Genomic DNA, 20,272 nt, shown 5'->3' on the forward strand with positions numbered 1-20,272 from the left:
CAGTCCGATCGGTTGGCCGTACCGACACGTTTGTTACTCGTCAGTTCGCAGCTCAGGTCTTGATACGGCAGTGAAAATACTTGCGGATTTCCCAATCAGGGGGATCCTGATGGTAGAGCGACAACTGCATACAACACATCGGGATTGTGCGGCGTACTCACGAGGCGCGCCGGGCATGAGCAGAAACCGAGGTGAGCGAAGATGGTCGACAACCTCGATTATCCGGTCCAACTCATCCAACCGAACGGCGCACGGGTGTGCCGTCCCGAATTCGACCGCCTGATAACGGACATCGGGCCTGACGAACTGCTGTCGTTGTATCGCGATCTCGTCGTGAGTCGCCGCATCGATACCGAAGCTGTTGCCCTGCAGCGTCAAGGCGAAATCGGGTTGTGGGCTCCGATGCTCGGTCAGGAAGCCGCGCAGGTCGGTTCCGCGAGAGCGCTCGCCCCAGGCGACTTCGCCTTCACCAGCTATCGCGAACATGCCGTCGCGTACTGCCGCGGAGTTCCCCCCGAATTGCTGACCACCATGTGGCGCGGAATCTCCCATTCCGGTTGGGATCCAGAACAATTCAGCGTCACCAACCCGGCGATCGTCGTCGGCTCCCAAGGTCTGCACGCCACCGGATATGCGCTCGGCGCCCACCTGGACGGCGCCGAGATCGCAACGATCGCCTACTTCGGTGACGGCGCAACAAGTCAGGGTGACATCGCCGAGGCGATGGGATTTGCCGCCAGTTTCCGTGTCGGCGTTGTCTTCTTCTGCCAGAACAACCAGTGGGCCATCAGTGAACCGGTATCCCTGCAGTCCCGTACACCCATCTCGCATCGGGCGATCGGTTACGGTATTCCGGCGATCCGCGTCGACGGTAACGACGTCCTTGCCGTGCTCGCCGTGACGCGCTCGGCGCTCAATCGCGCACGCGAAGGCAGCGGCCCGACGTTCATCGAGGCGATCACCTGCCGGATGGGCCCGCACACGACCTCCGACGATCCGAGCAGGTACCGCACCGATACGGATATGTCGGAGTGGAAAAGCCGCGATCCGCTCGAGCGAATGCGTCTGCTCCTCGGCCGTCGCGATCTTCTCGGAGAAAACGAACTCAGCACCATCGCGGCCGCCGCCGACGACGTCGCCGCTGGACTGCGACGCGCAACCATCGCGCTCGCCGATCCGCCCCCGTCAGCGCTCTTCGATCACGTCTACGCCGAGGCACACCCACTGATCGACGCTGAACGCGAAGAGCATCGCGCGTATCTCCGTAGCCTGGAAGGGGCTTCGTCATGACCGTCATGAATCTGGTGACCGCGCTCAACACCGGCCTTCGACGCGCACTCGAAGACGATCGTCGCGTTGTCATCATGGGCGAGGACGTCGGCCGTCTCGGCGGCGTATTCCGGGTTACCGACGCCCTGCAGAAGGACTTCGGCGACACCCGGGTGATCGACATGCCCCTCGCCGAATCAGGGATCGTGGGAACAGCTTTCGGTCTTGCCTTGCGCGGATATCGGCCTGTCTGCGAAATTCAATTCGACGGGTTTGTCTACCCGGCTTTCGATCAGATCGTCTCGCAGGTGGCCAAGATCCAGTATCGCACCCGAGGCGCTGCCTCTGCGCCACTGACGATTCGGATTCCCAGTGGCGGCGGAATCGGTGCGGTGGAACATCATTCGGAGTCGCCGGAAGCGTACTTCGCTCACACCGCGGGACTGCGGGTGGTGTACCCGAGCAATCCGATCGACGGTTTTCACATGATCCGCCAATCCATTGCGGCCGACGACCCGGTGATATTCCTCGAACCCAAACGGCGCTACTGGGATACCGCCGACGTGAATACCGATGCTGCGCCCGAGCTTCCGCTCCACCGTGCTCGCGTCGCCCGCTCGGGGAACGACGCGACAGTGGTTGCGTACGGATCCATGGTCACCACCGCACTCGACGCCGCGCGGATCGCCGAAGAAGAGGGCCATGATCTGGAAGTGGTGGATCTGCGTTCACTCTCCCCCATCGACTTCGACACGATCGAGGCGTCGGTGAACAAGACAGGCCGGCTGGTCGTTGTCCACGAGGCTCCGAAGTTTCTCGGCGTCGGCGCCGAAATCGCAGCACACGTCGCGGAACACTGCTTCTATCAGCTGGAGTCACCGATCCTGCGGGTCACCGGATTCGACATCCCCTACCCGCCCGCCAAGCTCGAGCGTTTTCACCTTCCGGACGCCGACCGGATCCTCGCGGCGCTCGACCGAACGCTGGCAGCATGAGCACGGCGCACGAATTCCGGTTACCGGATCTCGGCGAGGGCCTGACTTCCGCCGATCTGGTCGAGTGGGCGGTCGGCGTCGGCGACACTGTGGCACTCAATCAAGTTCTCGCCCAGGTAGAGACAGCCAAAGCTCTTGTCGAACTGCCGTCGCCCTACATCGGTGTTGTCAGAGAACTCCTCGTCGAACCTGGCACTACCGTTCCGGTGGGTACTCCGATCATCCGTATCGAGGAGTCTTCAAATTCACCGTCTCCAAGTAATTCTCAGTCTCCGAGCGTGCTGGTCGGATACGGACCCGCGACCGAGAGACCGAGCCGCCGACGGAGCAAGATCACGCCGTACTCGCAATCCGCGGCGAGTACCGAGCGTCGGCCCGCAACCCCCGCGGCGCGGCGCGCGGCCCGCGAAGCCGGCATCGATTTGAGCGAAATCACCGGCAGCGGATTCGACGGTGCCGTCACCGCGGCTGACGTCGCAGACGCGCTTACCGTGCAGTCGCCTTCGGATAACGCGACACGCCTGGCCTCGTCCGGCATACGAAAACAGATGGCGTCGGCGATGGTTGCCAGCACCCGCGCTCCGCAGGCCAGCGTCTTCCTCACCGCCGATGTCACGCCTTCGATGGAACTGCTCGGCAGGCTCCGTTCCTCGGAGGCGTTCACCGGACTGTCTCTCACTCCGCTGACACTCGCTGCCAAGGCAATGGTGGCCGCCATCGCCTCGCACCCGATGGTGAACGCGCATTGGGACGAGGCCCGCGGCGACGCCGCCGTCGACGATGACGTGAATCTCGGCATCGCCGTCGCCTCCGAACGTGGACTGTCCGTGCCCAACATCAAGAGCGCCGAGACACTGAGCCTGGTCCAACTCGCACGCGCGGTGACCGAACTGACCGTTGCTGCCCGTGAGGGAAAGACGGACGTCCGTCACCTGACGGGTGGCACCGTCACGATCACCAATGTCGGAGTCTTCGGCGTCGACGGCGGCATTCCGCTTCTCAATCCGGGAGAAGCCGTCATTCTCTGTCTGGGCTCGGTGAGCGAGCGTCCGTGGGTGATCGAGCGCAAGATCGAAGTGCGGAGCGTCGTGACACTGACGTTGACGTTCGACCACCGCGTGCTGACCGGTGAGCAGGCCGCGAGATTCCTCTCATTTGTCGCAGAGATGCTCGCGAACCCGGACCTGTTGCTGACTCACCTGTAGAAAGGAACGAGTGAGCGTCAACCCCACCGACCGCGCAGTCCCCACCTCCGCCCTGGTGCGCGCCCGCGCCGGCATCTTCGGCATTTTCGGCATCAACGGATTTCTCCTCGCGATGTGGGTCGTCCACATCCCGTCCATCGAACACCGAGTGGGGATCAGTCACTCGACGCTCGGCTCACTTCTTCTCCTTCTTGCAGTCGGAGCCATTGCCGGCATGCAGTTGAGCGGCCCGCTCGCAGATCGATACGGCAGCAGACGCATGGTCGTCCTGGCGGGTAGCGGGCTGGCATTCGCCACTCTCGGCCCGGGGTTTGCCACGAACACCTGGCAACTGGGCGCTGCACTTGTCGTGTTCGGCTTTGCGAACGGCGCGTTGGACGTGTCGATGAACTCGCAGGCCGTCGAGGCCGAACAGTTGTACCGGCGCCCGATCATGGCGGCCTTTCACGGCATGTTCTCGGTCGGTGGCGTATTGGGCTCTGTCATCGGATTCGGCACTCTCGCACTGGATCTTCCGCCGTATGTCACGCTCAGCATCGCGTCGGCAATCGGCTTGCTGGCAGTCTGGTTGTGCTCGCGACCCCTTCTCCCTCACGTCGACGTGCATGCCGAAACCGCGTCGACTACCGGAAAGACACACGGCAGATTCTCGGCTCGCGTACTTGCCCTCGGAACCCTCGCCTTTGTTCTGATGCTGGCCGAGGGAGTGGCAAACGACTGGAGCGCGCTGCAGGTCAAGGAAGATCTCGGTGTTTCGAATGCCGTTGCCGCACTGTCGTTCGGCGCATTCTCCGCCATGATGACCGTCGGCCGGTTCACCGCGGATCGGATCAGCGCGGCGGTAGGCCCGGTGGCAGTGGTTCGCTACGGTGCGTTGCTGTCGTCCATCGGAATGCTGACCGTCGTGGTATCCGGCTGGCTACCACTGACGTTGCTCGGTTGGGCCCTGTTCGGCGCCGGCCTGTCGGGATGCATTCCGCAGATCTTCACCACGGCCGGAAATCTGGGCTCAGGTTCGGCCGGCACCAACATGTCTCGCGTCGTCGGCATGGGATACATCGGATTCCTCGCCGGGCCGGCAACCATCGGGTGGGTCACCAAGCTTGTGCCTCTCACCACAGCAATGTTGATCCCGTTTGCATGCGTCCTGGTCGCAGCGGGTTGTGCGGGTGTCGTTCGGCGCGATTCTCCGACCGCCTACAGACCTCACAGCTGATCCTCACGATCGGCACAGACTCAACAGGGATGCTGGTACTCGTGACCGTCTCGACCTCCACCCAGCACCCCGCTCCCTCCACAACCACTCGCTTCCTCGTCCTTGCCGCGATCGCCGTCGTAGCGCTGGGCGTCTTGTATTTCGTGCGACCCACCTCGCCCGGTTTGAGCGTCCCGGAACAGGTGCGCGCACTTGCCGAGTGGACGGTAGGCCGATTCGACGTCACCGCTGTACTCGCAGCCACTACCGCTCTGGCCGTCGTCTCGATGGTCCGCGGACTGCCATACGGCATCGGCGCGATCCTGCTCCTCGGAATGGGCGCCAATCTCACCAACGCGGCATTCGGTTCCTGGCTCCCCGATGTGCCCCAGGACCTATTGCCCAGCGGTCACGTCGCAGCGGCGACCGCGCTGTACTGCTCGGCGATCTTGATCTCCGCCCCGCAGTGGCGTCCGGTGGTCGCCGGGCTCGGATTCGTCGGAGTTGCTGCGATCGGTGCCAGCGCGCTCGCCGCCGAGCTGAGCGGCCTTTTCGGAGTGATAGCTGGCATTCTGATCACCCTGGTATGGGCCTGTGCCGCAGCCATTTTGATGGCACGATCGCCCATCGCCGCGAAACGTGAAGAGCTGCGCCCAGATACGGCAGCCATCGCGTTCTCCAGGCACCGGAGCATCCGACTTTAGTCCTAAATCTTTGGGATTCAGAGATTTTCGCCGATAGCTCTCCCGCCACGGTTGGACATGACGTATGTTCTGAAATGTCCGAATCAAGTAGTTCCACAGCGAAGGAGTCTTTACCGTGAGCCTCGAAGATCTGAACCCGCTCGAACTGATCCAGAAGTTGATCGAACTACTTTCCGGCTTCTCTTCCGACCCCGAAACCCCCGAGGTTCCGTAAAACGTCGCCAGAGGCGCCTGTTCCGAGTTTCGTCTCGGAGCAGGCGCCTTTGTCGTTTCAGCACAAGAAGTCGTTGCAACACACGACATCTTTGCAACACGGCCACGAAAAAAGGCGTCCACTCGCAGCTGCGAGTGGACGCCCCCTCCGAGTACCAGCGCTAGAGCGCCTTGAGTTCCTCGGTTACTTCGGAGACCGACTTCTTGGCGTCACCGAAGAGCATCGAGGTGCCCTCGGCGAAAAAGAGCGGGTTCTCGATACCGGCGAAACCGGAGTTCATCGAGCGCTTGAGCACGATGACGGACTTCGACTGGTCGACGTTGAGGATCGGCATTCCGTGAATCGGTGAGCTCGGATCGTTGCGCGCCGCCGGGTTGGTGACGTCGTTCGCACCGATCACCAAGGTGACATCGGTACGAGAGAACTCGTCGTTGATGTCGTCCATTTCCTTCATCGCGTCGTACGAGACATCCGCCTCTGCGAGAAGAACGTTCATGTGACCAGGCATACGGCCGGCGACCGGGTGAATGGCGTACTTGACCTCGACACCCTTCGACTCGAGCAATTTCGCCATGTCCTTGACGGCGTGCTGAGCCTGCGCGACGGCAAGTCCGTATCCGGGGACGACGATGACCTGGTTGGCGTAGGCCATCTGGATGGCCGCGTCGGCCGCCGAGGTCGCCTTTGCCGTGCGCACGACACCGTCGGAAGATGGCGCTTCTCCGCCGCCGCCGCCGAAGCCACCGGCGACGATGGCCGGGATGGAGCGGTTCATGGCCTTGGCCATGAGGTTGGTCAAGATGGTGCCCGAAGCACCGACGATCATGCCGGCGACGATCATCGCCTGGTTGTTGAGCGCCAAACCTGCAGCAGCGGCCGACAAACCGGTGAGAGCGTTGAGCAGCGAGATGACGACGGGCATGTCCGCGCCGCCGATGGGCAGCACGACCATCAGTCCGAGGATGCCCGAGAGCACGAGCACGCCGACGATCCACAGTGAGCTGGTCGGGCCTTCCGGCGAGATCGCCTTGATGCCGATGATCACCGAGAACGCGATAGCGGCAATGAGGAGCAGAGCATTGAGCGGCTGCTGGAGCTTACCGATTCCGATCGGACGACCAGGCAGGGTTTCCTGCAGTTTCAGGAACGCGATCACGCTGCCCCAGAAGGAGATCGATCCGATTACGGCCGCAAAGAGCGATGCGATGACGATATGCACCGTCGGCGACTCGCCGTGCTGGAATGCGGTGAAACCGTCCGAGTCCAGGAACTCCGCGTACGCGATCAACGCGACCGTGCCGCCGCCGACACCGTTGAACAGTGCCACCAACTGCGGCATGGCCGTCATCTTCGTCCGGAGCGCCGGCGGAACGCCGAGCACGACACCGGTGACAAGGCCGGCAGCGATGAGGATCCAGTTCCCCATCTCCGCATCACGAATGGAGATCAGAGTTGCAACGACGGCGATGAGCATGCCGACCGCGGCGATCTGGTTGCCGCGGACTGCGGTCTTCGGGCCGGTAAGACCCATGAGGCCGTAGATGAACATCGAGAACGCGACAATGTAGAGCGCATTGACCAGGTATTCCATTACTGGTCACCATCCTTCGACACAGACTTGGCGGCCGGCTTGGCCTTGAACATCGCCAACATGCGGTCCGTGACCACAAAACCACCGACAACGTTCACGGTTCCGAAGACGAGCGCGACGAACAAGATGATCTGCAACCCGATCGAGGGATCGTGCACCTTGCCCAGGACAACCAACGCACCCAGGACGACGATGCCGTGGATGGCGTTCGTACCGGACATCAACGGGGTGTGCAGAGTGTTCGGAACTTTGGAGATCACAGCGAAACCGACGAACCCGGACAACACCAGGATCGCGATGTTCGCCAGTAGTGATGTGTACATCAGGCGCCCTTCTCTTCACGGGTGACGCACGCACCGGCCAGAACCTCGTCGGAGAAATCAGGCGCCAATGCACCTTCGACGAGCATCAGTTCGATCAGCGCGGAAATGTTCTTCGAGTACAACTCGGACGCATGCTCAGGCATGGACGCCGGCAAATTCAGCGGAGAGCAAATGGTCACGCCGTGCTTGACGACAGTGTGACCCGGCTCGGTCAGCTCGCAGTTACCACCGGTTTCACCCGCGAGGTCGACCACGACACTGCCCGGCTTCATGCCTTCGACCGCGGCAGCGGTCACCAGGCGCGGCGCGGGACGACCCGGAACCAGAGCTGTGGTGATCACAACGTCGAAGCTCTTGATCGCATCTTCGAGTGCCTGCTGCTGCTTCGCTCGCTCGTCGTCGGTCAACTCGCGGGCGTATCCACCCTCGCCCGCCGCATCGATTCCGAGGTCGAGCCACTGTGCACCCACCGAACGCACCTGGTCGGCGACCTCAGGACGCACGTCGTACCCGGTAGCGCGGCCACCGAGACGCTTGGCTGTCGCCAGCGCCTGCAGACCTGCCACACCCACTCCGAGGACCAGAACCGTCGCAGGCTTCACCGTGCCCGCAGCGGTGGTGAGCATCGGGAAGAACCGCGTCGACTCCGATGCTGCCAACAGAACAGCCTTGTACCCGGACACGTTCGCCTGCGAGGACAACGCGTCCATCACCTGCGCGCGGGAGATACGAGGAATCGCCTCCACGGCGTATCCCTCGATGCCGGCAGCCTTCAACTCGGCGATGCGGTTGTCCGCATTACGCGGATTCAGGAAACCGATGAGCTTCGCGCCGGTACTGATCCGGGCGATCTCTTCTGTCGACGGAGGCGCAACCTTGACCACCACGTCAGCAGTCCACGGATCGCCGATTTTCGCGCCGGCAGCGGTGTACAACTCGTCGGGAATCAACGCCCCGAGACCGGCCCCGGACTCGACGACCACGTCGACACCCTTGCCGATCAAAGCGGGCACAATTTTCGGCACCAATGCGACCCGACGCTCACCATCACTCGATTCTCGAGGGACGCCGACCGACGGACGCACTTGTGCGCTCTTCGATGTTTCCATTTTCCATTACCTTCTGCGGTTGGTGGTTCGCCTGCTGCGACGAGCGGCAACCAGCATGTGATGAGCGGAAGATGACCCGCTTTTGGGTGAATGGTGACTGATAGTAGCCAGAGTTAACGCGGCGTAGGGAAACCGACGACGCACTTTCTCCATCTGAATCGAGTCCGAACAGTATGTTTGGACATACCTGAAGAAGCCTACTGTGAGGCCGATCACACCGGAATGGCGGACTATTCCACTATTTGAAACGGCCGAAAGACGTAAAGGCATCAGAATGACGCGCCGAATAATCACCGTCGAGCGAGTTTACGAACCGGCTTCCGAATGTAACGCCGTCCGACTCCGCGTAGACCGACTCCGGCCACGCGGCCTCAAACGCGAAAACCTGCAGTACGCCTCGCACCGGCCTCGGATGCTCGACCCGTTGTTCTACTGACAGCAAGCAAGGACCTGCCATACGGTCACGCGCAGGTCCTTGCCGACTATCTCGCAGAATTACTCTGATGTCCTAGCATTTCACTAGAGCATCAATTGCTCACATATTGAGACCGCAACTTGTGCTTGACGAGCTTTCCTGTAGCGGTCCTAGGCAATTCGTCGGCAAAGTCAATGCTTCTCGGAGCTTTGAAATGTGCGACCTGACTGCGAACGTATTCCAGCAATTCCTCGGCGACATGGGCACCAGGCTCGATTCCCTCCGCTAGTTGGACAACCGCCTTGACCTGCTCACCCATTTCTTCGTCGGGAACACCGATGACCGCCACGTCGAACACCTTCGGGTGCAAAGTAAGGATGTTCTCGGACTCCTGTGGGTAGATATTCACACCACCGGAGATAATCGTGAACGCGGCGCGGTCGGTCAGATAAAGGAAACGCTCGGAGTCGATATAGCCGATATCTCCACTCGTCGTCCACGTCGGATGATCCGGATGCTGCGCGGCAGCCGTTTTCTCGGGATCATTGTGGTACCGGAACGGCAAAGTCTCCCGCTCCCAGAACACGGTACCGATCTCGCCGACCGGAAGATCGCGCCCGGCGTCGTCACAGATGTGCACGATCCCCATCACTCCGTCACGCCCGACGGAACCCGGATGCGACAAGGCCTGCTCACTGTTGATGAAGGTAGCGCCCGAACCCTCGGTCGAGGCGTAGTACTCGTAGATCACCGGCCCCCACCAGTCGATCATTGCCGTCTTCACTTCGGGCGGGCAGGGAGCAGCAGCGTGAATGGCGACCTTCACCGTCGAGACGTCGTAACGATCACGGGTCTCCTTCGGAAGTTTCAACATTCGAACGAACATCGTCGGTACCCACTGACTGTGCGTCACAGCGTATTTACCGATCAACTCCAGCGCGGTTTCGGCTTCGAATGCATCCATCAAGATCACGGTTCCGCCGACCGAATTGATCACGCCGCAAAAACGCAGGGGCGCCGCGTGATAGACCGGAGCCGGGCACAAATAGACTGTGTCGGAATCGAACCCGTACATCGGTGCGAACACCGCGGTGTACGGATCCATGGTGGTGTTCACCTCACCCTCCGGGAGATCTCCTTTGATCCCCTTCGGCCTGCCGGTGGTTCCCGACGAATACAGCATGTCAGCCCCACGCGGCTGCGAGTCGAGTGGAGCAGTGGACTGCGCATCGACCGCTTCTTCGTAGTCGCCGAAGCCCTCGAGGGCGCCGCCGTACACCAATCGGTGCCGCACGCGTGGAATCAGCTTCTCGTCCAACGGAACTGCTGCGGACGCCTGCCCCGACGCCACCAGAATTGTCGCCTCGCAGTCGTCGACGATGTAGGCAGCCTCCGCAGCCGTGAGATGCCAGTTCACCGCGGTGATGTAGAGGCCGGATCTCAACGCTGCCCAGTACACCTCGAACGCCCGGAGATCGTTGTTCGAGATGAGAGCGACGTGGTCCCCAGGCTTGGCACCGACACTTCGGAAGTATCGCGCCAACTGCGTCGACCGTTCGTCGAGTTCCCGATAGGTGATGGACTCACCCGTCGCAGGGCGAATGACGGCGGGCTTGTCCGGTGTGGACTGGACAAAATTTCCTGGAAACACGAAGACTCCTCTGTCGGTGACGACAACGCCGCGTGAGCCTGATTCGGCGTCGACAATCCTGGTCTACCACAGGAACTCTGCCACCCTCGGAGGTTTGGCGACACCGACTCGAAGCATGGGAATGCCCGCTCACTTATCCGCCGGGACATACAGTGAGGAGAACCGCACCGTCCGAAACAGGAGATGTCCACATGAGTGGTTGGCCCCAGGACTCAGTAGTCGACGCATTGACCGAGGAATGGAGAGTCATCGACGCACTGCTGGCCGAACTCGACGGCGATCAGTGGTTGGCACCGTCGAACCTTCCGGGGTGGACGGTTCACGACATCGTGTCCCATCTGATCGGTACGGAATCACTGCTCTCGGGCATCAATCCGCCGTCGATCAATCTGGACGTGCACGCATTGCCCCACGTCCACAACGAGATTGCGGCGTTCAACGAGCGCTGGGTCGAAGGCCTGCGGCGGACACCGCACTCGGACCTGCTGACCCGATATCGCGAGATCACCGCCGAACGAACCGAAGCGCTGCGCTCGATGACCAGCGCGGACTGGGACGCCGAGACACAAACACCGGTCGGTCTTGCGCCCTATGGCCGGTTCATGCGTATTCGGACCTTCGACTGTTGGATGCACGAACTCGACATCAGAGATGCAGTTGGCATTCCGGGTGAGGAAGGCGGATTGCGCGCGGAGACTGCATTCGGCGAAATCACCAGCGCGCTCGGATTCGTCGTCGGAAAACGAGGAAAGGCGCCAGAGGGAGCACGGATCACTTTCGAACTCGAAGGGCCACTTGCCCGTTCACTTCACGTCTCGGTCGACGCGCGAGCAACACTCGTCCCGGAGTTGGACGGTCCGGCGACCACGACCATCTCGATGAGCTCACCGCTCTTCACCCGAATTGCCGGTGGCCGCGTCCACGCGTCGGATCACCGAACCGACATCTCGCTTCGCGGTGACACCACGGTGGGCACACGCGTCGTCGACAATCTGGCGTTCACGATTTGAGGGCTGGATGGGTAGGTCGCGAAGGTACTGAGAAGTGAAACTGTTTCTCTCGTCCTACCGATTCGGCGACCACCGCGAGGCTTTTGTCGATCTCGTAGGCCGCGGCGCTCGCATCGCGGTCATCGCCGCGGCTGCAGATTCGTGGCCCGCCAATGCCCGCAGTTCAGCAGTCACCAGCGAATTGACTCCGCTACGGGCAGCGGGCTTCACCGCAGAGGAAGTGGATGTCCGAGACTTCCTGGGTGCATCGGAAGCACTGGAACTCCGGCTCCGCGAATTCGACTGCCTGTGGGTTCGCGGCGGAAACACGTTCGTCCTGCGAGCTCAGCTAGCTCGAAGTGGCGCTGACAGGGTCATCGAGATGCTGGTTCGTTCAGGCGTCGTGGCCTATGCGGGATACAGCGCCGGAGCGTGCCTGGCGACTCCGACTCTGATCGGGCTGGACGCGTCGGACGACCCCGCTGAAGTCATGCCAACGTGCGGTATCGACCCGATCTGGTCCGGGCTCGCGCTGATCGACTTCGCGATAGTGCCGCACGGCGGCGATTCGCTACTCGAAGATCCACAGGTGACTGCGCGGACGGTTGCGGCCCTGACCACGGCGGGCGCGCAATTCACCGTGCTTACAGATCACGAGGTGATACTCGTCGACCGTTGATGTAACGCAGACGGTTGATCTTGACGCAGACTGAGCAGTCGACTCGGCCCGACCGGATCAGCCGTGCTCTGCCACCGCGGTTCCGGCTGCCGGCGACTGACGCTCGAGCCTCGTCCACGCGATCTCCCAGCGCTTGACAGAGACCTCGTCAGCGTCCTCGAGAAGGGCGTCGAGGAGCAGGCGTGGATTTTCGCGCCATGCCAGTTCAGCGGCATGGACTTCCGCAGCCGAGAACAACCCGGAAGCCTCGAGATCACGAATCCATTCGCAGATCTCGCCTCGGTGAATCCGTGCGATGGTCTCGTATCCCAGACCTTCGTCAAGGAAGTCGTACGAAAAAATTGCGGCAAAGTAACTGTTCGACTCACGCTGCCCGAAAATCATGTGCGTTCCTTCCTCGAAGTTGTCCGACGAAGACTCGAAATCGAACCGTTGAGCAGCGACGCCAAAGTTTTTTTGGCGAAGTTGTAACGCTTCTTCTATCCCCGACGATTCAAACGCTAACCCCCCGAGCGGGTCTTTGGGATCACGTCCGAGAAACGATCTGATGACCAACGCAATACCCCTGGGGTTTCCGGCCACTCGCACCCATCATCGACACGCAACCAGCGCGCCGCTGACCTGCAATTTGCCCGTTTCAGGCCCTCCACTTAATCCATCCGAACAGACGACAAAAAACTTTGTGACCGGTCCCACATATTGGGATAGTTACGATCGTGATGCATATGTATCACCCGTTGTGGGCACAAAAGTACGGGCAAATCGGCACGTACAGACCAGTTTTGTTCGTTCTCCATGGCGACGAAGGTCCCTTGAACGGTCGTCCAGTTGTAGTTGCGCTAAGTAACGGATCCCACGTCGGCAACCGATATTGCGGACGGCCTGCCAGGTAGCGTGCTCCAGAGAACGTAGACGCGGCGCGGCGCAACCGGCCGCCCTTTCGAAACGGAGCCCGAAGATGACCGAGACAGTGGCGCACAATCCCGCGGAAACGCGTTTCGAGATCCGAGTCGACGGCGAACTCGCCGGTTTCGCCGAGTACTCGGACCATTCCGGCGTCCGTGATTTCCACCACACGGTGACCTATCCGCAGTTTCGTGGGCGCGGGCTTGCCGCCATCGTGGTGCGTGAAGCGCTCGATCAGACCCGGAACGAGGGATTGAAGATCCTTCCGACGTGCTCGTACGTCGAGAAGTTTGTTGCGGAGAACCCCGCCTACCAGGCATAACCGAACGAGAACGGCCGGCGAAAAACCAGTCGCGAACCTGCAGACCCCGCTGCTAGCGTCGATGGTGCCGTCGTCGAAATCCTGGGCGGCACCATCTCGGGGAAGGAAAGAACGTGGTCGCCTCAGCAGATCGGCGTCCACCTGCGTCCACGGACGTAGTTATCCCCAGCTATCTCCCTCTCGTACTGGTCAATCTCGCGACGCTGTTCTCGGCGATCGGCAACGGTATCGCCATCGTCGTGCTCCCCTGGCTGGTTCTCGAACGAACCGGTAAGGCTACCGACGCGGCGATAGTTGCCGGCGCAGCAGCCATTCCGCTACTCGTGTCGAGCCTGTTTTCGGGGACATTCGTCGACAAGTTCGGACGCCGTCGAACGTCGATGATTTCCGACGCTCTCTCTGCGATGTCCGTTGCAGCGATTCCGATCATCGCGGCCACCGCGGGCTTGACGATCCCGGTGATCGCGGCGTTGGCCGCACTCGGCGCCGTGTTCGACCCCGCCGGAATGGCGGCGAGGGAGTCCATGCTGCCTGCAGCGACTCGGACCGCCAAGTGGAAGCTCGATCGAACCAACAGTGTGTACGAGGCCAACTTCAACGTCGCGTATCTGATCGGCCCTGGCATCGGCGGTGTCCTCATCGCAACGATCGGAGCGGTGAACACGCTCTGGGTCACGGCGGCAGGTTTTGTGTTCTCGATAGTCGTGGTCGCCTTCATCCGGCTTCCCGGCGCCGGAGTGCCCGAACACGAACACCGTCCGAAATCGATCTGGCACGGCACACTCGACGGTCTTCGGTTCGTCTGGAACAACAAACTGCTGCGCACCCTGGCGCTGATCGACATGGCAGTCGTCGCGCTCTACATGCCTGTGGAGAGTGTCGTGTTCCCGGTGTACTTCACAGAGTTGGATCAACCGGCCCAACTCGGATCGGTGTTGATGGCCTTGGCGATCGGCGGCATCATCGGCTCTCTCGCCTACGCCCCACTGGCGCCGATCATGTCCCGGCGGCTGATCATGATTTTTGCCGTCGCCGTTCTCGGCATAGCGATGCTGGCCATGGCGCTCCTACCTCCACTGTGGGTGATCCTCGTACTTGCCGGACTGCAGGGCCTCGTCTACGGACCAGTCGGCCCGATCGCCAACTACGCCATGCAGACGCACAGCCCGGAGCACATGCGTGGACGCGTCGTCGGTGTCATGACGTCGACGGCCTACGCCGCAGGCCCGCTCGGCTACCTCGCGGTCGGCCCGCTGCTCGATCAACTCGGAATCGCGTCGACCTTTGTGGCCCTGTCGATTCCGATCATCCTGATCGCCGCAGTCTGTGCCTCTCTGCCGGTGCTTCGCGAACTGGATCGTCCGCGGCACTCGACCGACGTCAGTTGAACCCCATCACGTCGTTGCCCCAGGCGACGCGCAATCCGTGATCGGGGTCGCTGACGAGGGTGTCGGCGGAGTCGATCAACAGCGTCGACCGCTTCTCTTCCTCGTACGGCGCCCAGTGCTTCGAGCCGTCGAGGGCCGCCGGCACGGCATGCCTGGCGAAGGCCAACCATCGCCGTTGGATACGGCCGGCCACCTCCATCGCGGCCTTCCGACCGCCGAGCCAGAACGTGGGGTCGACGTTCAGGGTTCCGAAATTGCCGAATACATAAGGTAATTCGGTCGCGTGGCCCGCGCCGATCCGCGCCGCCTTGAGCATCGGCGTCGCGTGATCGAAGCGGTAGACCCACGTAGGGGAATGCCTGCAGTGCGCGTCTGCGATCCAGAGGGTCGGCATGCGAAACGCCGCGTCCCGTGAAAGCGCCAGCGCGCCACTCGGTTTCGCATGGTCAGGGTAAGCCGACATGATCTCGGCAAGTTTGGTCGCGGAGATGTCGGGGTGATCGTCGGCCAGTAATTGGAGCATTGCCTCGACGGACTGCGCACTCACCGGCATCAGCGGAGACTTCATGAACTTGAAGATCGACGCCTCGTCCTTGTTGGAACCGATGATCAGTGGGATTCGGTGCGCGTAACCCTTCTGGAAAGCCGCAACCGGGTAGTGCGGCACCAGATCGCGATCGACAACGGGTGCCATCGCCAAAGTTCCCGGAATCCGGGTCGGAATTTCGTTGACCAAATCATCGCTTGCCTTGACGAGCAGTTCCAGATCCGTGGTCAGCAGATCGCCTGCGTCTTCGGGGTCGATCGAGAGCAGTTCGAGAAACCGCTCCGCCACGGTCTTGGCGCGCTCGGCCCCGTAGACGGAGGTCGCGGGCGGACTCTGGGCAATCGCACGATGGAACAGACCTTCGGCGCTCGGACAGGTCATGAGCGTCGTGATGGATCCTGCGCCGGAGGACTCCCCGAACACGGTCACCGCACTCGGGTCACCACCGAAGGCGTCGATGTTGTCTCGAACCCATTCGAGTGCCGCAATCTGGTCTCGCAGACCACAGTTCGATTCGAAAACAGTATCCGCGGTGGAGAATGCAGACAGGTCCAGGAATCCGAGTGCGCCGACACGATAGTTGAAGGAGACGAGAACGACGTCGCCGGTTTCAGCCAGATGACGGCCGTCGTAGATCGTTTGGGCGGCGGATCCGAGGCAGTAGGCGCCGCCGTGAATCCACACCATCACCGGTCGCGGCGTGCCGTCGGGTCGCGGGGCCCAGACGTTGATCGACAGGCAGTCCTCGTCGATTTTGAAGGCCCGATCGATCGGAACCGCCGGACTCTGGCCTTGCGGCGCGATCGGCCCGAACTCACGACAGTCGCGCACCCCGTCCCACGGCTGTGTGGGTTGTGGCGCTCGGAACCTCCGCTCACCCACCGGCGCCGCTGCGTAGGGCATGCCCTTCCACGCGAATACACCGCCATCCGGATACCCGCGGGCTTCTCCGCCTCGCGCCCGGATCACCAGAGTTCCGTCCTCGCCGAGATTTGGTCGAACGTCGGTCTCCATGTCTGAATCCCCTCCCGACCCGCGCGTGTGGCAATCAAGACCAAACCTACCAATCTCGGACGGGTGTGCGCCGAGTACGCAACCCCTCGGTGTTAAGGTCGCCTAGTTCTGACACGGGGTGCTCCGCATGGGCGGGGCTGAGAACACACCCGGGAACCTGATCAGGTAATGCTGACGAAGGGATGTCATGGCTACTACGCAGCCTGCATACAATTCTGCCGAAAACTCGGTGGCCACAGCGCCGTCGACGGATCGGTTCACAGATCGACTCTGGGCCGAGACGAAGGCCCTCCGCGAGTCGATCGACTCACTGGAGTTCCTCCGCCGCCTCGGCGACGGAACATTGCCTCTCGACGCGTTCCGCACGTACATCGAGCAAGACAAGCTTTATCTCGAGGGGTATTCGAAAGCGTTGTCCCTGGTCGCGGCCCATTCCCCGGATCCGCAGTCCGCGGGCTTCTGGTCGAATTCCGCGTCCACGGCAGCGACAGTGGAATCTGCGCTTCACGACGGACTTCTCACCGGTGGAATTCTTCCAGCGGGATCGGGAAGGCTCGAGCATTCGCAGGCCTGCCTGGGATACGTCTCGTATCTGACGGCGACTGCAGCAACTGCGCCTTACCCGGTCTCCGCAGCGGCAGTACTCCCCTGCTTCTGGATCTACGCCGAGGTCGGCCGCGATCTTGCCGCTTCAGCGCGCGAGGTACTCGACGCCGATCCGTCGCATCCGTACGCACAGTGGGTCACGACCTACGACGCACCCGAATTCCACGAGTCGGTGGCGCAGGCCCGCGTACTGGTCGATGCTGCGGCCGAAGCTGCCACCGAGACAGAGCGTGAGGCGATGAGCGAAGCATTCCGCATCGCCAGCCGCTATGAGCTGATGTTCTGGGATTCCGCACTCCACCAGCAGCCTTGGCCGGCGTCGTGATGTCGTTTGCGGCGCTGCGCCGCACGCTTGCCACGTCTGCCGCGATCGCAGCCGCGTTCACAGTTCTGACCGGATGCGCCTCTCACACCGGCTCTTCCGACGGGACCATTCGGTTCGCACTCGACTGGACACCGAACACGAACCACACCGGTTTGTACGTAGCACTCCAAGAGGGCTACTTCGAGGACGCCGGCCTGGACGTCTCGATCCTGCCGTACAACAACACCTCGCCCGACACCCTGGTCGATGCCGGCAATGCCGAGTTCGGCATCAGCACACAGAGTCAGGCCACGTTCGCCCGTGCAGCCGGCGCCGCCACGACGTCCGTCATCGCGCCACTTCAGCACCGCGCCACCGGCATCGGCGTGAAGGCGGATCGTGCGGACATCACGCGCCCACGTGATCTCGACGGGAAGACGTACGCCGGGTTCGGTGATCCCGGCGAAGTCGAAACGCTGCAGCAGATCATCCGCAACGACGGCGGGACCGGGAACTTCACGACGGTCACGCTCGGAACTTCCGCGTACGAAGCCGTGTACTCGGGCCAGGCAGACTTCACCGTCTCCTACTTTGCTTGGGAAGGCCTCGAAGCGGAGCGAAACGGAACTCCGATGCGGTACTTCCAGTACACCGATTACGGCTTCCCCGATGCGTATTCGATCGTGATCAACGGCAACCAGCAGTGGTTGAAGGACCATCCCGACGAGGCACGCAAGTTCGTCAAAGCCGTTCAACGCGGATATCAGACTGCTGCCGACAACCCGGACCAGGCCGCGCAGGATCTCATCGACGCGAACCCCGGAGCATTCACCGACGAAGACCTCGTGCGTGAGAGTCAGCGGATGCTCGCCGCCGACTACATGAAAGACGCCAACGGTGTTGTGGGCGCCCAGAATCTCGAAACCTGGTCGGGTTATTCGGGATTCCTCTTCGAGAACGGATTGCTCGCCGGACCCGACGGGAAGCCGTTGACCCAGAAGCCGGACTGGTCGGAGTACTTCACCAATGAGTATCTCGACGCGTCCTGACGTGAGCGGACGGTTGGTCTCGACCATGCGGCGGGCGCTTCCCGCGCTCGCCGTGGTGCTGCTCCTCGTGGCGGCGTGGCAGATCTACGTCGAGATCAGTGGGATTCGGCCGCAAGTACTTCCGTCTCCGGGGCGCGTTCTGTCCCAGGGGTGGGACAACCGCGAGATCATCTCCGGCCACGCCTGGTCGACATTGCAGGTCACGTTGGTCGGCTTCACTGTTTCATTGGTGTTGGCCTGGATTCTTGCTGTGGTCGTGGACTTTTCGCCGTGGTTGTCACGCGCGCTGGTACCACTTTTTGTCGTCTCGCAGACGCTGCCGATCATCGCCATCGCGCCGCTGATGATCATCTGGTTCGGCTTCGGGTTGTTGCCGAAGGTGTTGGTGATCGCCCTTGCGACGTTCTTCCCCATGACCATCGGACTCATCGAGGGATTTGCCGCGGCCGATCGGGAAGCGGGCGCTCTCCTGCGCAGTATGGGCAGCACTCGCTGGCAGGAGTTCCGATACGTTCGCCTTCCTTCGGCAATTCCGCGATTCTTCACTGCCCTGCGCATCGGCATCACGTATGCGGTCGTGGGTGCGGTGTTCTCCGAATACGTCGGCGCTACTTCCGGTTTGGGTATCTACATGAGCACCCAGAAGAACTCCTTCCGCACCGACCTGGTGTTGGCGGCCGTACTGGTGACCGCGTTGATCAGCGTCACGCTGTACTTGCTGACGTTCGCCATCGAGCGCATCGTTGCACCATGGGCGATGAACGAAAGGTCGCGGACATGACTGACCCGATGGTCGAGGATGCAGTGGTCGAAATCCAGGACCTGACCAAGAGGTTCGACACGGCCGGAGAATCGCGTCTCGTGCTCGATTCGGTGTCCTTTGGTGCCGACGCGGGCGAATTCGTGTCGGTGATCGGGCCGAGCGGCTGCGGAAAGAGCACGATCTTCAACGTCCTGGCCGGGCTCGAATCCCCGACCGCGGGTTCGGTCCGTGTGGGCACGCGCGCAACGGAATCCGAACCAGCCACCGAGGTGCATACCGCGTACATGCCGCAGAAAGATCTTCTGTTCCCTTGGCGTTCGGTACTGGACAACACGGCCCTCGGTTTGGAAGTGCAGGGAGTCGGCAAGAAGGAAGCACGCGAGCGCGCTCGCGAGTTGTTCCCGGCGTTCGGACTGTCCGGATTCGAGGACGCCCGGCCGTCACAACTGTCCGGCGGCATGCGCCAGCGAGCGGCGATGCTGCGCACCGTTGTTCAGGGCAAACCTGTCCTGCTGCTCGACGAGCCGTTCGGCGCACTGGACTCGTTGACCCGCACCGAGATGCAGGCCTGGCTACAAGACGTGTGGCAGCAGTACCGGTGGACCGTGCTGATGATCACCCACGATATTCGTGAAGCGATCTATCTGTCCGATCGCGTGGTCGTTCTGTCGGCGAGGCCGGCAACGGTCAGGTGCGTCGTCGACGTTCCCTTGCCGAGGCCACGCGAACTGGACATGATCACCTCGCCCGAGTTCGCCGACGTCGAGCGTGAACTGCTTGCGGTACTCCACGACGAGACGCGCAAGTCGCTACACCCCTAGCGGTTACTGACAATGCGCTGAGAGCGCGCCGATTTCACCTGCCGTTCAAGAGAAAGTGCATCGCAACGGTGCAACTTCGCGTAGGATGTCGCGGCGCGTTCGCCCAAAACGCCTTAATATCAGCAAGATCCGAACGCTCGACACGCAATCCGTCAACGCTGCACAATTCTCTGTACTCTTCGGTAACGTACACTCGGTCGCCTACGAGACCAA

19 protein-coding genes and 1 riboswitch are annotated in these 20,272 nt (G+C 61.8%); of the genes, 13 read left to right on the forward strand and 6 right to left on the reverse strand.

The annotated features are described in order from the left end of the window. Nucleotides 1–201: 201 nt before the first annotated feature. From pdhA to ACVZUB_RS19740, 5 genes are read left to right on the forward strand one after another with little or no spacing between them, the layout of a single operon-like run. Nucleotides 202–1,290: a pyruvate dehydrogenase (acetyl-transferring) E1 component subunit alpha gene (gene pdhA, locus ACVZUB_RS19720; RefSeq protein WP_030536837.1), complete on the forward strand. Its 1,089-nt coding sequence runs from the start codon at nucleotides 202–204 to the stop codon at nucleotides 1,288–1,290. Next, nucleotides 1,287–2,264, forward strand: coding sequence for an alpha-ketoacid dehydrogenase subunit beta (locus ACVZUB_RS19725; protein WP_042923141.1), 978 nt, complete (start codon nucleotides 1,287–1,289; stop codon nucleotides 2,262–2,264). The genes pdhA and ACVZUB_RS19725 overlap by 4 nt, the downstream gene beginning before the upstream one ends. Beyond that, entirely contained in the window at nucleotides 2,261–3,469 is a 1,209-nt protein-coding gene (locus tag ACVZUB_RS19730; RefSeq protein WP_215516002.1) for a dihydrolipoamide acetyltransferase family protein, read from the forward strand. The genes ACVZUB_RS19725 and ACVZUB_RS19730 overlap by 4 nt, the downstream gene beginning before the upstream one ends. 10 nt (nucleotides 3,470–3,479) lie before the next feature. Beyond that, entirely contained in the window at nucleotides 3,480–4,685 is a 1,206-nt protein-coding gene (locus tag ACVZUB_RS19735; protein ID WP_042447902.1) for an MFS transporter, read from the forward strand. A gap of 29 nt (nucleotides 4,686–4,714) precedes the next feature. Continuing rightward, entirely contained in the window at nucleotides 4,715–5,368 is a 654-nt protein-coding gene (locus tag ACVZUB_RS19740; RefSeq protein WP_007726101.1) for a hypothetical protein, read from the forward strand. 374 nt (nucleotides 5,369–5,742) lie between these two features. Here ACVZUB_RS19740 and ACVZUB_RS19745 read toward each other — a convergent pair whose 3' ends face one another. The 4 genes from ACVZUB_RS19745 to ACVZUB_RS19760 all read right to left on the reverse strand — a co-directional run bounded on the left by ACVZUB_RS19745 (nucleotide 5,743) and on the right by ACVZUB_RS19760 (nucleotide 10,671). Next, nucleotides 5,743–7,173 carry an NAD(P)(+) transhydrogenase (Re/Si-specific) subunit beta gene (locus tag ACVZUB_RS19745; RefSeq protein WP_482627676.1) on the reverse strand — a complete coding sequence of 477 codons (1,431 nt, stop codon included), beginning with the start codon at nucleotides 7,171–7,173 and terminating at the stop codon, nucleotides 5,743–5,745. After that, nucleotides 7,173–7,496 carry an NAD(P) transhydrogenase subunit alpha part 2 gene (locus ACVZUB_RS19750; protein WP_003941319.1) on the reverse strand — a complete coding sequence of 108 codons (324 nt, stop codon included), beginning with the start codon at nucleotides 7,494–7,496 and terminating at the stop codon, nucleotides 7,173–7,175. Before ACVZUB_RS19750 ends, ACVZUB_RS19745 begins: the two co-directional genes overlap by 1 nt. Continuing rightward, on the reverse strand, nucleotides 7,496–8,605 hold the full coding sequence (locus ACVZUB_RS19755) for a Re/Si-specific NAD(P)(+) transhydrogenase subunit alpha (protein WP_482627677.1): 1,110 nt from the start codon (nucleotides 8,603–8,605) through the stop codon (nucleotides 7,496–7,498). The genes ACVZUB_RS19750 and ACVZUB_RS19755 overlap by 1 nt, the downstream gene beginning before the upstream one ends. Before the next feature lie 527 nt (nucleotides 8,606–9,132). Beyond that, on the reverse strand, nucleotides 9,133–10,671 hold the full coding sequence (locus ACVZUB_RS19760) for an AMP-binding protein (RefSeq protein WP_482627678.1): 1,539 nt from the start codon (nucleotides 10,669–10,671) through the stop codon (nucleotides 9,133–9,135). Nucleotides 10,672–10,862: 191 nt separating this feature from the next. Here ACVZUB_RS19760 and ACVZUB_RS19765 point away from each other — a divergent pair, with 191 nt between their 5' ends. After that, nucleotides 10,863–11,681, forward strand: a complete 819-nt coding sequence (locus ACVZUB_RS19765) for a maleylpyruvate isomerase family mycothiol-dependent enzyme (protein WP_003941328.1) — start codon at nucleotides 10,863–10,865, stop codon at nucleotides 11,679–11,681. A 34-nt stretch (nucleotides 11,682–11,715) separates the two neighbouring features. Then, complete coding sequence (locus ACVZUB_RS19770; protein WP_042447910.1) at nucleotides 11,716–12,339, forward strand: Type 1 glutamine amidotransferase-like domain-containing protein; 624 nt, start codon at nucleotides 11,716–11,718, stop codon at nucleotides 12,337–12,339. Nucleotides 12,340–12,396: 57 nt separating this feature from the next. Here the strand turns inward: ACVZUB_RS19770 and ACVZUB_RS19775 are convergent, their stop codons facing one another. Next, complete coding sequence (locus ACVZUB_RS19775; protein WP_003941297.1) at nucleotides 12,397–12,723, reverse strand: hypothetical protein; 327 nt, start codon at nucleotides 12,721–12,723, stop codon at nucleotides 12,397–12,399. A gap of 574 nt (nucleotides 12,724–13,297) precedes the next feature. On the opposite strand from ACVZUB_RS19775, the gene ACVZUB_RS19780 reads away from it, so the two are divergent. Further along, on the forward strand, nucleotides 13,298–13,567 hold the full coding sequence (locus ACVZUB_RS19780) for a GNAT family N-acetyltransferase (protein ID WP_042923125.1): 270 nt from the start codon (nucleotides 13,298–13,300) through the stop codon (nucleotides 13,565–13,567). Between the two features lie 161 nt (nucleotides 13,568–13,728). Beyond that, nucleotides 13,729–14,955, forward strand: a complete 1,227-nt coding sequence (locus tag ACVZUB_RS19785; RefSeq protein ID WP_039972654.1) for an MFS transporter — start codon at nucleotides 13,729–13,731, stop codon at nucleotides 14,953–14,955. Here the strand turns inward: ACVZUB_RS19785 and ACVZUB_RS19790 are convergent. Then, nucleotides 14,948–16,516 (reverse strand): carboxylesterase/lipase family protein, encoded by a 1,569-nt coding sequence (locus tag ACVZUB_RS19790; protein ID WP_322942860.1) that lies wholly within the window; start codon nucleotides 16,514–16,516, stop codon nucleotides 14,948–14,950. The genes ACVZUB_RS19785 and ACVZUB_RS19790 overlap by 8 nt on opposite strands. Nucleotides 16,517–16,620: 104 nt before the next feature. After that, nucleotides 16,621–16,716: riboswitch (TPP riboswitch) on the forward strand. Here ACVZUB_RS19790 and ACVZUB_RS19795 point away from each other — a divergent pair. The 4 genes from ACVZUB_RS19795 (at nucleotide 16,704) to ACVZUB_RS19810 (ending at nucleotide 20,059) form a co-directional block, all read left to right on the forward strand. Further along, a complete protein-coding gene (locus ACVZUB_RS19795) occupies nucleotides 16,704–17,447 on the forward strand; it encodes a TenA family protein (protein ID WP_482627679.1) in 744 nt (247 codons plus the stop codon). (Overlaps the previous riboswitch by 13 nt.) Next, complete coding sequence (locus ACVZUB_RS19800; RefSeq protein WP_322942861.1) at nucleotides 17,447–18,475, forward strand: ABC transporter substrate-binding protein; 1,029 nt, start codon at nucleotides 17,447–17,449, stop codon at nucleotides 18,473–18,475. The genes ACVZUB_RS19795 and ACVZUB_RS19800 overlap by 1 nt, the downstream gene beginning before the upstream one ends. Next, complete coding sequence (locus ACVZUB_RS19805; protein ID WP_322942862.1) at nucleotides 18,453–19,256, forward strand: ABC transporter permease; 804 nt, start codon at nucleotides 18,453–18,455, stop codon at nucleotides 19,254–19,256. Before ACVZUB_RS19800 ends, ACVZUB_RS19805 begins: the two co-directional genes overlap by 23 nt. A gap of 8 nt (nucleotides 19,257–19,264) precedes the next feature. Beyond that, nucleotides 19,265–20,059 carry an ABC transporter ATP-binding protein gene (locus tag ACVZUB_RS19810; protein WP_214927693.1) on the forward strand — a complete coding sequence of 265 codons (795 nt, stop codon included), beginning with the start codon at nucleotides 19,265–19,267 and terminating at the stop codon, nucleotides 20,057–20,059. Nucleotides 20,060–20,272: the final 213 nt, after the last annotated feature.

The sequence above is a fragment of the Rhodococcus sp. OS5 genome (genome assembly GCF_056837585.1).